Raw genomic sequence first — 15,025 nt, forward strand, 5'->3', positions numbered from 1 at the left:
AGGCGACGCGGCTTTCAAAAGTTAGCTGCCTTATAGCGTGCATGATTGGGGGGGACCTCAAGTGAGGAACGGACGATCGAACCAAACGGAAGCTGTCCTCTGGACAGGCATTGTGACAGATTTCGCCTTGGCAGTCTTCAAAGGCATTGCCGGCTATCTGTTAAACAGTAAGGCTTTGATGGCAGATGCCATGTATTCGTCAGCAAGCGCTGCGTCGCTGCTGGCGGACCGTTTGCCGCATCTCCGGGTATTCGGGAGAAGCAGCGCTGAACGAAATAAGCAAGGTCCATCCATGCAGTCTGAGTCTGTGATCTCCATCCTAATCGCTGTATTGATTATGATGGGCGGCCTTCAAATCGGAGTTTCCGCGATCCAAACGTTTGCTTCCGGAGTCCCGGAAGCACCGGATAAAACGGCGCTGCTTGCCGTGCTCATCTCATTGGCCATCAATGAAGCGGTATTTCAGTACCAGTATCATCATATGAAAAAGAACAGAGACCATCGACTGCAGTCGATATTGGAGAACCACCGCTTTGCGTTATATTGCTCGATCACGGTCATCATCGGCGTTTTCTTGTCATTCATATCGGGGGTGTATTTTGACGGGTACGGACTTATTTATATGGATTCCGTGGCGGCTCTGATTGTGGCGTGCCTCGTGATTCGCAAAGGGTATATCTCCATCATTCATTCCGTATACGGTACGCTGACGGAAGAGAAGCGGCATGAATTCGAGCCCGAATTTATGGATACGATCCAGCGCGTTCATGGCGTCATTACGGTCGAGAAACTTAAAGTTCAGGAGTACGGCCAGGTTCGCCAAGTCAATCTGGAGGTTATGGTCAGCGTCAACCCGCGCACGTCGGTGCTGGAGGCTCAAGAAATTGCCGAACGCATTCGCAAGCTTCTGACCCATCGGTTTATGCTCGTTTCGGATGTCAAGGTTTCCGTTGTTCCGTATGATCCCGGTTATCCGTATAAGTCGAATTTTGACCTGTTGGACAATGATTCGCCAACACTGCCGCAGTAATCAAGTGATCTATACTTAAGACAGCAGGAAAGCGGCAGGAGAGAGGAAGGTGATTATCCTGTGCTGTATTCCAAATATGAATGGCGGGTAAAAGCCCCGGATCACCATACGGCACAATGGCTCGCAAAGGAAATGTCGCTATCGCCTGTTGTGGCATCATTGCTGGCGACGCGGGGAGTCTTATCCTTGGAAGACGGGAACAGATTCCTGTACGGCTCTTTTGAGCTTACCCATGATCCTTATCTCATGCAGGGAATGCGTGAGGCCGTTCCGCGTATTCGAAAAGCGCTGGAGGATCGGGAGCATATTCTGATCTACGGCGATTATGATGCCGACGGGGTTTCCAGCACCTCGCTCATGATTCAGCTAATGCGTGAGCTGGGAGCCTCCTACGATATATACATTCCTCACCGTGCGAATGAAGGTTATGGTCTACATAATCATGCGCTCGATTGGGCGCACCAGCAAGGCGTGAGCCTGGTGATCACGGTCGATACAGGAATCAGCGCGGTCGATCAGATTGCATATGCGAATGAGCTCGGCATGGATGTGATTGTTACCGATCACCATGAACCGCCGGAGCGGCTGCCCGATGCTTATGCGCTGATCAATCCGAAAATCAAGGCATGCCCCTACCCGTTTAAGGGCTTGGCTGGCGTCGGCGTAGCCTACAAACTGGCACAGGCTCTCGTCGGAGAGCCGCCAAAGGAATGGCTCGAAATCGTTGCGATCGGGACGATTGCCGATTTGATGCCGTTGACAGGCGAGAATCGCGTGCTCGTTAAGCAAGGGATCGAATCGATGCGGTCAACCCGGTATGAAGGCATTCGTTGCCTGCTTGAGGTATCGGGGGTCCAGGTCGAGCAGGTGACGGCTGTCAACGTGGCGTTTGCCATGGCCCCGAGGATTAATGCCAGCGGCCGGCTGGATCATGCCGGCAGGGCGGTTACGCTCCTTACGACGGAGAGCCGGGAGGAAGCAGAGCGGCTGGCGTTTGAGCTGGACGCCTTGAACAAGGACCGGCAGCAGGTCGTAGAAACGATCGTACAGGAAGCGATTGAAATGGTTAACGTCAAATGGGGCGAGCGCTTGCCATCCGTCATTGTACTGGCTGGCGAAGGCTGGAATGTGGGGGTTGTCGGCATTGTAGCGTCCAAAGTGCTGGAGCGGTTCTACCGGCCGGTTGTCATTCTTGGTATCGATCCCGAGACAGGCAACTGCAAGGGCTCTGCTCGTTCCATACCGGGGCTGGACATCTATGAAGCTTTAAGCTCCTGCCGGGACGTCATGGATCATTTCGGCGGTCACCCTTCGGCTGCAGGCATGAGCCTGCACCGGGACCGGCTGGACGAATTTGAACATGCGCTCCAGCAATTCGCTGATGGAGTGCTGAGGGAAGAGCATTTTACCGCAGTTTGCGAAGCGGATATGGAGTGCAGCATGTCGGACGTCTCGCTTCCCGTCATTGAACAGCTGGAGCTGCTTGGACCGTTCGGGATGGCCAACGCCGTTCCCAAGATCATTTTTCGGGATGTTACCGTACAGGAAGTACGGAAAATCGGCAAGGAAGGCAAGCATCTGAAGCTGCGGATTGCGCAGAAGGGTCAGCAGATCGATGCTCTCTTCTTCGGGAGCGGCCATCTGGCCGATCTGCTGCCGGCTGGCACGGTCTTGGATGTTCTTGGGGAGCTGTCCGTGAATGAATGGAACGGCAGCCGCAGACTCCAGCTCTTGATTCAAGACCTTCGGGTGTCTTCCAGACAGGTGTTTGATTTCCGCGGGATTTCTGAGCCTCTAAGTGCCATCAAACGGTGGAGAGCGGAGCTTGCGCCATACCTGCAGTGCTCAGCCGACAGGTCCGCCGTCGTATATGCAAAAGATTCACATCCTGAAATAAAAAGTCAATTGTATGATATGTGCCTTTGGGTATATGATAGGAATGCTGGCATTATGCCGGATAACGATATTGCTGAGAGCAAACCTAAAGAAGACACTTCCGTTTTGTTCGTGCTGGACATACCGGAGAGCGCCGAACAGCTGGATGCGATGATGGAGGCCTTCCACAACGTTCCTAATATATTCATGCTGCATCCGACTCGGAATGAGCGTGAACGACTGCTGATCCCGAGCCGCGAACAGTTCAAGCAGCTATATGTTCTGCTTGCCGGCATGGCATCCTCGCCGGTACCGGAGCAGGAAGCGGTGGCGCAGCTGAAGCGGCGAACTTCGCTGTCCTCGCGCATGCTTGCCAAAGCGCTGGATGTATTTGAGGAATTGGTGTTCATCCAGCGGGCCAAGGGATGGATTACCTTTGTTCCGAAACCGGAGAAGAAACCGCTTGATGCTTCCCGGCATTTCCGGGAATTAAGCAATCTTGCGGACATGGAACAGCATTTGCTGCATGCCGGTACTGAACAATTAACCCAGTGGATGATGTCCCGTACTAAAGATGTTTCTTAGCCGTAATGATACAGGAGGAGATTAAGTTGGATTTTAAAGATTATATTCGCGTCGTTCCCGACTTTCCGCAGCCAGGAATCAGTTTTAAAGACATTACGACGCTTCTGAAAAATGGTGAGGTATACCGCAAAGCGATCGAAGAGCTGAAAACGATGGTATCCGACCTCAAAATTGACGTGATCGCGGGCCCGGAAGCGCGCGGCTTCGTTGTCGGCGCACCGCTGGCCTATGCGCTTGGCGTCGGCTTTACGCCGATTCGCAAGAGCGGAAAGCTCCCTTACGAAACGATTGAGGTAGGATATGACCTCGAGTATGGCAAAGATCGTCTGGCTATGCATACCGACGCCATCGAGAAAGGGCAGAATGTACTGATTGCGGATGATCTTCTCGCAACCGGCGGCACCATTTCCACATCGGTTAACTTGATTCGTCAGCTGGGCGGCAATGTGGTCGGCGCTGCATTTATGATCGAGCTTGCAGATCTGAACGGGCGTTCGAAGCTGGATGGAATCGACGTATTTACGCTTATGAAATACGAGTAAACGACAAATTTTCCCGGGAAATAAAAAGGTCCTGAGCGATGGCTCAGGACCTTTTTGTGTTGGTTCAGGAGGCTGAAGAATATGCAGCCGTTAGCTCTCTTTGATCTACATTGAGATATAGCTCTCCCGGAATAATAACCTTCGATGCCATTGAGAAGGCGGTACGGAGAAGGGGTTCAAGCCCTTGATTGAAATATACTTCATGTCCATCCGATCAATGTCTTTATAACAAGGGCACTAAAAGGCTATTGCAACAGAGAATCCCGCAATTGAATATAAAAAAACAGCCGCAGGTTTGCGGCTGTTTTTCATGATGCTCCTTAGACAGCTTTAGTCCGGCGTTTTCTCGGTGATAGGCTGTTCGTTATTCTTTTCGTTAGAGAGGCCCGTTATTTCAAACAGTTTGATGAGAATAGCGAGGCACATGCCCACGATCGTTGCCAAAGCCATACCTTTCAATTCTACCGTCCAGATCTTCAAGGAAACGCCGCTGATGCCGGTTACGAATACCAGCGTCGCCATAATCATGTTGCTTGCCTTGGAGAAATCGACCTTCTGCTCAACGAAAATTCGCAGGCCTGAAGCCGCGATTACACCGAACAGCAGCAAGGATACGCCGCCCATAACCGGCGTTGGAATATTGGCCACGACGGCCGAGAACGAGCCGGAGAACGAGAGCAGAATCGCAATGACGGCCGCTCCGGCAATGACGTATACCGAGTATACCTTCGTCAGCGCCATGACGCCGATGTTCTCCCCATAGGTCGTGTTCGGCGTCGAGCCGACGAAGCCGGACAAAATGGTGGAGACCCCGTTGCCGAGCAGGGAGCGGTGAAGCCCCGGGTCTTTCGCTAAATCCCTGCCTACAATATTGCTGGTTACGAGCAGGTGCCCGATGTGCTCCACGATCACGACGAGCGAGACCAGAATAATGCTGAAGATGGCTGTAGCGTCGAATACCGGCGTCGTAATTTCAGGCATGGAGAGGAAGCTGGCCTCGGCGATTTTTTCCGTCTCTACAACGCCAAGTGCAAAGGATAGCGCATAACCTACCACGATCCCGATCAGGATATGAATGATTTTGGGAAAGCCCCGGAACAGCACCGATCCGAACACGGTTACGCCGAGCGTTACGAGCGAGATCGTTACCGTTGTCGGATTGATGGACTCTCCTTCTGCAGGGAGTAAGCCGGCCATGTCTGCGGCGACCGGAACGAGCTCCAGACCGATCATGGCGATGATGGCGCCCATGACAGCCGGAGGGAACACAAAGTCGATCCACTTGGTTCCTGCGTACTTGACAATAAGGGCAACCAGGCAGAAGATGACCCCGGTTACGATGAACGCGCCGAGTGCTTTTCCGTAGTTGGCATCCGGGTTGCCATCCAGCACCATCAGAACCGGCGCAATGAAGGCGAAGCTTGAGCCGAGATATGCAGGAATTTTCCCTTTACAGAAAAAAATGTAGAGCAGCGTGCCGATCCCGTTCATCAGCAGGATCATGCCGGGATCCACACCGAACAAGTTAGGAACGAGCACCGTGCTTCCGAACATGGCGAACAAATGCTGAAGGCTCAGCAGGAAACCGGGGCCAAGCGGAAGCTTTTCATCAACCTGAATTTCGCGTTGCAAGTTATTCCACTCCTCTATAGGACTTTAAATATAGGACCGTTCGCGTACGATCTTTAATAGATTAAATACAATCGTTCGTTTTTTCAACAATATTTTTTGCAGTCCGTCAAAAAAGATGCAAGCCTTGTCGAATCCAAGATGTCTATCCGCCAGGAATAGGGCATAATGTATGTAACTGTTAGCGAAACGCTGTCCGTGATTGGAGAAACCCGCATACGGTTGACGTAAACCGCCACAAGCGTCATAATGAGAGGAAAACCATCAAGAGGGAACCTGCACGTTTTGACAAGGGCGGGTTCCATTTTATATAGAAAGGGAAGAGAAGGACTCCAAAATGGGCATAGAGCGATTACTCGAAAAGGCCAGCGCCTATATTAAAGAACCCGATCTTCTCCGCATCCGGGAAGCGTATGAATTTGCGGAACAAGCCCACCACGGACAAGTGCGGAAATCGGGAGAACCTTATATTCTTCATCCGCTCGCGGTTGCCGACATCGTGGTGAATATGCAGATGGATACGCTGTCGATCATCGCTGCGCTGCTGCATGATGTCGTTGAGGACACGACCGTATCCCTTGACGAGATTCGGGAGCGCTTCGGGGATACCTGCGCCATGCTGGTGGATGGGCTTACCAAGCTCGAGCGGATCCAGTTCAGATCCAAGGAAGAGCAGCAGAACGAAAATTACCGCAAAATGTTTATCGCCATGGCAAGGGATATCCGGGTCATCGTGATCAAACTGGCGGATCGACTTCATAATATGCGGACTCTGAAGTACCAGTCCGAGGAAAGCCAGCGTCGTATTTCCTATGAGACACTGGAGATTTTCTGTCCCATCGCCCACCGTCTCGGTATTTCCGCGATCAAGTGGGAGATGGAGGATATTGCGCTGCGCTACTTGAACCCGCAGCAGTATTACCGCATCGCGAATCTGATGCATAAGAAGCGGGCGGAGCGCGAGCAGTACATCGACAACGTTATCGTCTGCATCCGCGAGAAGCTGGATGAAATGGGCATTCAGGCGGATCTGTCTGGAAGACCGAAGCATATTTACAGCGTCTTTAAGAAGATGACGGTGAAGAACAAGCAATTTAATGAGATTTACGATTTGCTTGCCATTCGGATTATTGTCGACAATATTAAAGATTGTTATGCTACGCTGGGCATTATCCACACTCTGTGGAAGCCGATGCCCGGTCGATTCAAAGATTATATCGCTATGCCGAAGACGAATATGTACCAATCCTTGCATACGACCGTCGTCGGGCCTAACGGAGAGCCTACCGAGGTTCAGATCCGGACGTGGGAGATGCATCGCACGGCCGAATACGGTATCGCCGCCCACTGGGCGTATAAAGAAGGCTCTTCCGGTTCCAGCGGAAGCTTCGACAATCGGCTGACATTTTTCCGTGAAATCCTGGAGCTTCAGCATGAGACGAAGGATGCATCAGAGTTTGTTGAATCGTTAAAAATGGACTTTTTCTCGGATTTGGTATTTGTATTCACGCCGAAAGGCGAGGTTATCGAGCTGCCATCCGGTTCGGTGCCCCTGGATTTTGCGTATCGGATTCATACCGAGGTCGGCAACCGGACGATCGGGGCCAAGGTCAACGGACGGATTGTTCCGCTGGACCATCAGCTGAAAACGGGCGATATCGTCGAAATCCTAACCTCCAAGCATTCCTATGGGCCGAGTCAGGATTGGCTCAAGATCGCCCAGTCTTCCCATGCTCGGAGCAAGATCAAGCAGTGGTTCAAGAAGGAAAAGCGCGAAGAGAACGTGGAAAAGGGACGCGAAATGCTGGAGCGGGAGTTTAAGCGCCTCGGCCTTGACGTGTCCGAATGGACGACCGATGATAAGCTGATGGAAGCGGCGAAGAAATTCGCTTTCAATGATATCGAGGATATGCTGTCGGCCATCGGCTTCGGGGGCATTACCGCCGCCCAGATCTGTACCAAGGTAACGGAGAAGATGCGCAGGGAGCAGGAGGAAGCAGCCAATCAGCTGGAGATGACCTCCGAGATGAAGGAGATCAAACCGGCCGAGAAGCGCAGCCGTCCGACGAACGGCGTTCGCGTCAAAGGGATCGATAATCTGCTGGTCCGTTTTGCCCGCTGCTGCAACCCGGTTCCGGGAGACGATATCGTCGGTTATGTTACACGGGGCCGCGGCGTCTCGGTCCATCGCTCGGACTGTCCGAACCTTCCGGCTACAGGCGAAGGCGAAGATGCCGCTCGGGTGATCGAGGTCGAATGGGAATCCTCGGTGGAGGCTAACTACAGTGTCGATATCGAGGTGACCGGGCATGATCGAAACGGGCTCTTGAATGAAGTGCTGCAGGCCGTTTCGGAGAGCAAGACGAATATATCCGCCGTCACGGGCCGCTCGGACAAGAACAAAATGGCGATGATTCATATGACGATTCTGATTCGGAATACCGATCATTTGCATTCGGTCGTCGAGCGCATTAAACGGGTAAAGGATGTATATACCGTTCACCGGATCATGCAGTGATTCTTATTTCGTGCGGGCTTCCGGTTGCCTGATGCAATTCACGGTCTGCTGCCCTTCAGGGAGCAGGCCTTTTATTATTGTGGTAACTTATTTTTTGACAGAGGGAGCTAAGTGTTATGAGAGTTGTCATTCAGCGATGCAAGCATGCGGAGGTTACGGTTGAAGGGGAGGTTGTGGGCCGGATCGGAGAGGGGCTTATGGTGCTCGTGGGCGTGACCCATGAAGATGACGAGAAGGATGTAAAATATATAGCCGACAAGGTGGCCGGACTCCGGATATTCGAGGATGAGGAAGGGAAAATGAACTTCAGCGTCCAGGATGTCGGCGGAGCCGTGCTGTCCGTCTCCCAGTTTACGCTTTACGGCGACACCCGCAAGGGTAAACGTCCGAACTTCATGGCTGCGGCGAAGCCGGACGCGGCCAAGGCGCTGTACGAGGCGTTCAACCAGGAGCTGGCGGCAAAAGGGTTAACCGTGGAAACCGGAAAATTTGGAGCGATGATGGACGTGTCGCTTACGAACTGGGGGCCCGTAACGATTATCATCGACAGCCGTGCCTCCTAGCTCTTATCGGTGCTGACCTTTCATGCATGATCCCGGAATTTTTGGGCAACCTGTGGGGGAATGGTTCTGCTTGCACAACCAAGCGAATGAAGGAGTGATGCGACCGATGCGTCAATCCCCCAAGTCTTCCCTTTGCAGCGGGTTGAAAGCATGTGAGCCGTCTAGCGGCATAAGAGAGAGTACGGGAGTGGAGCGGCTTTCGGCTTCGCCGGAGGATCCTGTGCTGGCGTTGAGAATGAAGGGGCAATACCGAAGGCTGCTGCCGAGATGGTAGCTTCTTTATGGAATAAGAATACATGAATGGATAGAAGGTCCGGGGGATGTCCTCCGGGCTTTTTTATGTTGAAGCGGGTTATATTCAATGCGAGTCTAAGCCGGCATCCCCCTTCATTCTTGCGGAAGTTCGTTGTTATAAAAGAAGCGCGGCAGGGTAATAACAAATCGAGGACCAATCGTGAAAGGAGACATGCCAGATGAGCAAGGTTGCATTTCTGCTAGCAGATCAGTTTGAGGATTCCGAGATGAAGACCCCTTATGACGCCGTGAAGGAAGCGGGGCATGAGGCGGAGATTATCGGCTTGAAACAGGGTCAGGAAGTGAAGGGGAAACAAGGCAAGGCCTCGTATACGACCGATAAAGCGATTGCTGATGCAAATATAGAGGATTATGATGCGGTGGTTATTCCAGGCGGCTCCTCACCGGAGAATCTACGTCTGGATTCCCATATATTGCAGTTTGTCACAGCGGCAGACCGTGCGGGCAAACCGATTGCCGCCATATGCCACGGACCGCAAATTCTGGCAAGCGCCGATTTACTGAAGGGTCGAACGATCACATCGTATCCGCCGCTTCAGGATGATATGGTGAATGCCGGAGCGCAGTTCAAGGATGAAGAGGTTGTAGTGGACCGGAATTTCATTACATCCCGCACGCCGAAGGATGAGCCGGCCTTTGTACGCGAGCTGCTGAAGGCTCTCTGATTCGGCAGTGGAGGCAGTTTGTCCATGCAAGACCAGTCTTTTCAAAACGATAGCTTTTGAAAAAAAGGAGGAATGGACATGTCGAAACAAATTCAAGCTTATTTCAGGACCGAAGATGAAGCAGAGGGTGCCAGAACGTCGCTGCTGACCTACCACACCGAGCAGCTTGAGGTGGGTCAGCTGCAAGACCCGATCCGCAGCGGGGCAAATATTCTGGTGCCGCTAGTGCCTTGGAACAATTCGGGCACCGCTGGCGCGACGATGGGAGCCGGTACGGCGGCCGCGCCCGGCGGCGTCATTGGGGCACCCGGCGTCGTTATCGGAGGGGACAGGGCGCTGACCGGGGACCTCGCGGAGGACCGCGCGGACGGCGACCGTTCAGACGGATGGCGGGAAGCGGACGTGACGGACAGAGATTACGGAGAATTGAAGTATGCGTTGTCCGTTAAGGTAAGAGACGAGGATTACGACGCGATTGTCCATAAGCTTCGGGCGAACCATGCGTACGTGGAACGATTCGATTAATTACGAGACAATCAGGCTTATTCTGTTGCGATAGCGCAAGACCGGCTGATTGTGACGAGACCCGACAACCTTTTAAAGCGTTTTCTTGCTTGTAATATAACTGTAATGTTTGTTCAATCTTTCTTTAATATTAGATGCTTATAATAACAGCATGACCCCCTTTTTTATATAATATATGTTTTGGACCTACGGCATTCGGCCAGTAGGTTTTTTTCTTTTTTCGGGTTATTTCTACAAAGCTGCTTGACTTTAGCTCGGCGGTTCATTAGAATCTAAAAATATAATGTTTCGGGTATACTGATAACATCATATCGGATTTGATGACGGGACCAAGTACTCCATCCCCACAAGAACAGAGAGGAATCCCTTTGGCTGTAAGGATTCTCTTGATGAATGGACGAATGACTTCCTCGAGAACAGACGGCGAACCTTCGCACCGGCAGCCCCGGTGGCAGGAACAGTAGCCGATCTGCGCGGCCGGGCGTTACGCGGTTGAAGCGGATGCAGGATTTGCACAGAGTACATGATGTACGCCTGGGCGGGGCCGATCCGGAATGTGGGTGGTACCACGGGTGATATACGTTTATGAACATCTCTCGTCCCAGTTGTCTTTGGACAGCCGGGGCGGGGGATTTTTTAATTTCAAGCGATGTTTGTAAAAGAAAAAAGCAGTAGGATGTGGAGGGATGAAGATGGCAAACGAAAAATTTGAGAAGCCGACCGGCACGCAGGACATTCTGCCCGGAACGGTCGAGAAATGGCAGCTGATCGAGGAGAAGGCCCGGGATTTGTGCCGGAGATATAATTACCGCGAGATCCGGACGCCGATCTTCGAGCAGACCGAATTATTCGAGCGCGGAGTCGGAGAGACGACCGATATCGTTGAGAAGGAAATGTATACCTTCAAGGACAAAGGCGATCGCAGCATGACCCTTCGTCCGGAGGGAACGGCAGGCGTCGTTCGGGCCTTCGTGCAGAACAAGCTCTATGGGGAGCCGGATATTACCAAATTGTATTATATCGGTCCGATGTTCCGTTATGAGCGGCCCCAAGCCGGGAGATACCGGCAGTTCCATCAGTTCGGCGTCGAAGTGTTCGGCACGGCGGATCCGGCTGTGGATGCGGAGGTTATCGCGCTTGGCTATACCTTTTATAAGGAGCTTGGACTTCAAGGCGTGAAGGCGGAGATTAACTCTGTCGGTACGCCGGAGGTACGGGCGGCTTACCGGAGCCGATTGCTTGCTTACCTGGAACCGATGAAGGACAATCTTTGTTCGGACTGCCAATCCCGTATGGAGCGCAATCCGCTTCGCGTGCTGGATTGCAAGAAGGACCAGGACAAATTCACGGATGCGCCTTCCATCCTGGACAGCTTGGATGAGGAATGCAGCGTTCACTTCGGTAAGGTGCAGAGCTATCTGGATGCAATGAACATCGAGTATGAGATTAATCCGAGTCTTGTTCGCGGCCTCGATTATTACACGCATACCGCTTTCGAATTCAAGGCGCAGGGGATCGGCGCTATCGATACGGTCGGCGGGGGCGGACGCTTTAACGGATTGGTGGACCAGATCGGCGGACCGGATCAGCCGGGCATCGGCTTCGGGATCGGCCTCGAGCGCATACAGCTCATTTTGGAACACCAGGGCATAGACCTCTCGGGCGTAAAACCGCTGGATGTGTACTTGGTGGCCCTCGGCGAAGCAGCCGAGCGGGAAGTCGTAAAGATCATTTACGAGCTGCGCGGCAAAGGCATTTCCGCAGAACGGGACTATCTCGGGCGGAAAATGAAAGCTCAAATGAAATCCGCCGATCGTCTGAACGCGCGCTATACGGCCATATTGGGTGATGACGAGCTTGCCCGCGGGGAAATTTCGCTGAAATCCATGGAAAGCGGCGAGCAGCGCACGGTGAAGCTGGAACAGCTGTTTGAAGAACTTGTTTAACCACCCGCGATCAGCGGCTAATTATACTAAAGGGGAATGATAACAAGATGAAAAGGACGCATCAATGCGGTCTGCTGACGACCGCGAACATTGGAGAAACCGTAACGCTGAACGGCTGGGTACAGACCCGCCGCGACTTGGGTGGCGTATTGTTTATCGACCTGCGCGACCGCAGCGGCATTATGCAGGTTGTATTCAATCCGGATTTCTCCGGAGAAGCCTTGGCGGTTGCAGACAAAGTGCGCAGCGAATATGTTATTGCCGTATCCGGTAAAGTCGTTAAACGCGCGCCGGAGACGTTCAATCCAAATCTGCCGACCGGCGAAATCGAAGTTCAAGTGACTGAAATCGAGGTGCTGAACGCTGCCAAGACGCCGCCGTTCTTCATCGAGGACGGGGTTGAGGTTGATGAGCAGCTTCGCCTGAAATACCGATATTTGGACCTGCGTCGTCCGGAAATGCAGAAGACGCTGATGCTCCGCTCCAAAGCGGCCAAAGTATTCCGCGACTTCCTTGACGGCGAAGGCTTCGTCGATGTAGAGACGCCGATTCTGACCAAGAGCACGCCGGAAGGCGCGCGGGATTACCTCGTGCCGAGCCGCGTACATGCGGGCGAATTCTTCGCTCTGCCGCAATCTCCGCAAATCTACAAGCAGCTGCTGATGGTCAGCGGTCTCGAGCGCTATTACCAGATCGCGCGCTGCTTCCGGGACGAGGACCTGCGGGCGGACCGCCAGCCGGAATTCACTCAGGTCGACATCGAAACGTCGTTCATGGAGCGCGATGATCTTCTGAATATGATGGAGCAGCTCATGGTCAAATTGTTCAAGGAAACGATCGGCGTAGAGCTTGCGACTCCGTTCCAACGCATCAGCTATGCCGAAGCGATGGGCAAATACGGCTCCGACAAGCCTGATCTTCGTTTCGGGCTCGAGCTGATCGAGATGAACGATATCGTCGCAAACAGCGGTGTCAAAGTATTCTCCTCTGTTATTGAAAAAGGCGGCGAAGTGAAGTGCTTGAATGCGAAGGGCTGCGGTACCTGGACCCGTAAAGAGATCGATGACCTGGGACCATATGCGGCTCGCTACGGCGCAAAGGGTCTGGCCTGGATTCAAGTGAAGGAAGGCGAATTCAAGGGACCGATCGTGAAATTCTTTACGGAGCAGGAGATCGAAGCGGTACGCGAGCGCACCGGCGCCGAGGAAGGCGACCTGCTGCTGTTCTCCGCCGACAACAAGAAGGTTGTGGCTGATGTGCTTGGGGCGCTCCGTCTGAAAATCGGACGTCAGCTCGGTCTCATCAACGACAATGAATACAAGTTTGCATGGGTGCTTGACTTCCCGCTGCTCAGTTATGACGAAGAGGCGAAGCGTTATGTTGCCGAGCACCATCCGTTCACCCGTCCGAAGGACGAGGATCTGGAACTGATGGACACCGATCCGCTTGCCGTGCGCGCTCAAGCGTACGACCTGGTGCTGAACGGCTATGAAGTCGGCGGCGGTTCGATGCGGATCTACAAGCGCGAAATTCAAGAAAAAATGTTCGCAGCGCTCGGCCTTTCGCCGGAAGAGGCGCATGAGAAATTCGGCTTCCTGCTGGATGCGTTCGAGTACGGTACGCCTCCGCACGGCGGGATCGCCTTTGGCTTCGACCGTCTGGTGATGCTGCTGGCCGGCCGCAACAACCTGCGGGAGACGATTGCGTTCCCTAAGACGGCAAGCGCAACGGATCTGCTCATGGACGCTCCTTCCCAAGTGGACGGCGGACAGCTTGAGCAGCTGCATATCAAGCTGGCCAAGAAGCCGGGCGACGAGAAGTAAGCCGTCTGTCGATAAAGGAGGATTTGCATACATGCTGCATCAATTTTCCCGGACGGAACTAGCCATTGGCCCTGAGGGCCTTGAAATCATGAAGAACAGCACGGTCGCGGTGCTCGGGATCGGGGGCGTCGGCTCCATAGCGGTAGAGGCTCTGGCCCGTACCGGTGTCGGTCGCATCATTCTGATCGATAAGGATGTCGTTGATATTACGAACATCAATCGTCAGATCCACGCGCTGACGACGACCATCGGTCAGAAGAAGGCGGATCTGATGGTCGAGCGAGTGAAGCTCATCAATCCCGAATGCGAAGCGATCGCACTGAACATGTTCTACACGGAGGAAACTTATGAAGAGCTCTTCAAGTATGAGCTCGATTATGTCATCGACGCCTCCGATACGATCATTTACAAGGTGCATCTGATCAAGGAATGTCTGAAACGAGGGATTCCGATCATCTCGAGCATGGGAGCTGCCAACAAAATGGATCCGACCAAGTTCCAGGTGGCCGACATCTCCAAAACCTCGATGGATCCGATTGCCCGCGTTGTCCGTACCAAGCTGCGCAAGGACGGCATCAAGAAAGGCGTCAAGGTGGTCTTCTCGCTCGAAGAGCCGATGAAGCCCCGCAAAGACGTCACGGAGAAGATCGTTCCGGAGAATGCGCCGGAAATCCGTAAGGCGAAGCAGCCGCCGGCAAGCAATGCTTTCGTGCCGCCGGTAGCCGGACTCATCATGGTGAGCGTGACCGTAAGAGAGCTGCTGGAAAAGGGCGGCGTCACCGTATAACCGAAAAAATGGATCAGGCAAAAGCAGCATCCCATGGCCGGGATGCTGCTTTTTTGGCAAACGCAACTCGTCGGCCGGATCACGCAGCACGTAACAGGGTACTAGTGTAAGCGGTATGATCTGGTATAACGGCTGGAGGTATGTTACAATAGAACTCCTTTTTGTGTCACGGCTCGCAAAGCCAGGCTTTTCGATGCGAAAAAATTAGAATTCTTAGGAGGT

12 protein-coding genes are annotated in these 15,025 nt (G+C 53.1%); 11 read left to right on the forward strand and 1 reads right to left on the reverse strand.

Annotated elements, in window-relative coordinates:
* Positions 1–61: 61 nt before the first annotated feature.
* The 3 genes from NST08_RS07915 to NST08_RS07925 are packed head-to-tail and all read left to right on the forward strand — an operon-like array spanning position 62 to position 4,032.
* The gene (locus NST08_RS07915; protein ID WP_007133173.1) at positions 62–1,030 is read left to right on the forward strand and encodes a cation diffusion facilitator family transporter; all 969 of its coding nucleotides are present in this window, start codon (positions 62–64) and stop codon (positions 1,028–1,030) included.
* A 60-nt stretch (positions 1,031–1,090) separates the two neighbouring features.
* The gene (gene recJ / locus NST08_RS07920; protein WP_007133174.1) at positions 1,091–3,490 is read left to right on the forward strand and encodes a single-stranded-DNA-specific exonuclease RecJ; all 2,400 of its coding nucleotides are present in this window, start codon (positions 1,091–1,093) and stop codon (positions 3,488–3,490) included.
* A 26-nt stretch (positions 3,491–3,516) separates the two neighbouring features.
* Complete coding sequence (locus tag NST08_RS07925) at positions 3,517–4,032, forward strand: adenine phosphoribosyltransferase (protein WP_007133175.1); 516 nt, start codon at positions 3,517–3,519, stop codon at positions 4,030–4,032.
* 330 nt (positions 4,033–4,362) lie between these two features.
* Here the strand turns inward: NST08_RS07925 and uraA are convergent, their stop codons facing one another.
* On the reverse strand, positions 4,363–5,664 hold the full coding sequence (gene uraA, locus NST08_RS07930; RefSeq protein ID WP_341341664.1) for a uracil permease: 1,302 nt from the start codon (positions 5,662–5,664) through the stop codon (positions 4,363–4,365).
* A 334-nt stretch (positions 5,665–5,998) separates the two neighbouring features.
* Between uraA and NST08_RS07935 the strand changes: the two genes are divergently transcribed.
* The 8 genes from NST08_RS07935 to NST08_RS07970 all read left to right on the forward strand — a co-directional run bounded on the left by NST08_RS07935 (position 5,999) and on the right by NST08_RS07970 (position 14,803).
* On the forward strand, positions 5,999–8,179 hold the full coding sequence (locus NST08_RS07935; RefSeq protein ID WP_007133177.1) for a RelA/SpoT family protein: 2,181 nt from the start codon (positions 5,999–6,001) through the stop codon (positions 8,177–8,179).
* A 116-nt stretch (positions 8,180–8,295) separates the two neighbouring features.
* Complete coding sequence (gene dtd / locus NST08_RS07940; RefSeq protein ID WP_007133178.1) at positions 8,296–8,742, forward strand: D-aminoacyl-tRNA deacylase; 447 nt, start codon at positions 8,296–8,298, stop codon at positions 8,740–8,742.
* Between the two features lie 106 nt (positions 8,743–8,848).
* On the forward strand, positions 8,849–9,016 hold the full coding sequence (locus NST08_RS07945) for a hypothetical protein (protein ID WP_007133179.1): 168 nt from the start codon (positions 8,849–8,851) through the stop codon (positions 9,014–9,016).
* Between the two features lie 199 nt (positions 9,017–9,215).
* Positions 9,216–9,722 carry a type 1 glutamine amidotransferase domain-containing protein gene (locus NST08_RS07950; protein WP_007133181.1) on the forward strand — a complete coding sequence of 169 codons (507 nt, stop codon included), beginning with the start codon at positions 9,216–9,218 and terminating at the stop codon, positions 9,720–9,722.
* Between the two features lie 78 nt (positions 9,723–9,800).
* The gene (locus tag NST08_RS07955; RefSeq protein ID WP_007133182.1) at positions 9,801–10,247 is read left to right on the forward strand and encodes a hypothetical protein; all 447 of its coding nucleotides are present in this window, start codon (positions 9,801–9,803) and stop codon (positions 10,245–10,247) included.
* Between the two features lie 692 nt (positions 10,248–10,939).
* Complete coding sequence (hisS, locus tag NST08_RS07960; protein ID WP_341341665.1) at positions 10,940–12,193, forward strand: histidine--tRNA ligase; 1,254 nt, start codon at positions 10,940–10,942, stop codon at positions 12,191–12,193.
* Positions 12,194–12,240: 47 nt separating this feature from the next.
* Positions 12,241–14,016 carry an aspartate--tRNA ligase gene (gene aspS / locus NST08_RS07965; RefSeq protein WP_007133184.1) on the forward strand — a complete coding sequence of 592 codons (1,776 nt, stop codon included), beginning with the start codon at positions 12,241–12,243 and terminating at the stop codon, positions 14,014–14,016.
* 31 nt (positions 14,017–14,047) lie between these two features.
* Entirely contained in the window at positions 14,048–14,803 is a 756-nt protein-coding gene (locus tag NST08_RS07970) for a tRNA threonylcarbamoyladenosine dehydratase (RefSeq protein WP_007133185.1), read from the forward strand.
* Positions 14,804–15,025: the final 222 nt, after the last annotated feature.

The organism is Paenibacillus sp. FSL K6-1566 (assembly GCF_038050475.1).
GTDB classification, from domain to species: domain Bacteria; phylum Bacillota; class Bacilli; order Paenibacillales; family Paenibacillaceae; genus Paenibacillus_AQ; species Paenibacillus_AQ lactis.

Excerpts from the sequence above, each read along its gene's own strand:
- NST08_RS07935 (WP_007133177.1), top strand. The coding sequence starts at position 5,999 with ATGGGCATAGAGCGATTACTCGAAAAGGCCAGCGCCTATATTAAAGAA.
- dtd (WP_007133178.1), top strand. The coding sequence starts at position 8,296 with ATGAGAGTTGTCATTCAGCGATGCAAGCATGCGGAGGTTACGGTTGAA.
- NST08_RS07945 (WP_007133179.1), top strand. The coding sequence starts at position 8,849 with ATGCGTCAATCCCCCAAGTCTTCCCTTTGCAGCGGGTTGAAAGCATGT.
- NST08_RS07950 (WP_007133181.1), top strand. The coding sequence starts at position 9,216 with ATGAGCAAGGTTGCATTTCTGCTAGCAGATCAGTTTGAGGATTCCGAG.
- NST08_RS07955 (WP_007133182.1), top strand. The coding sequence starts at position 9,801 with ATGTCGAAACAAATTCAAGCTTATTTCAGGACCGAAGATGAAGCAGAG.
- hisS (WP_341341665.1), top strand. The coding sequence starts at position 10,940 with ATGGCAAACGAAAAATTTGAGAAGCCGACCGGCACGCAGGACATTCTG.
- aspS (WP_007133184.1), top strand. The coding sequence starts at position 12,241 with ATGAAAAGGACGCATCAATGCGGTCTGCTGACGACCGCGAACATTGGA.
- NST08_RS07970 (WP_007133185.1), top strand. The coding sequence starts at position 14,048 with ATGCTGCATCAATTTTCCCGGACGGAACTAGCCATTGGCCCTGAGGGC.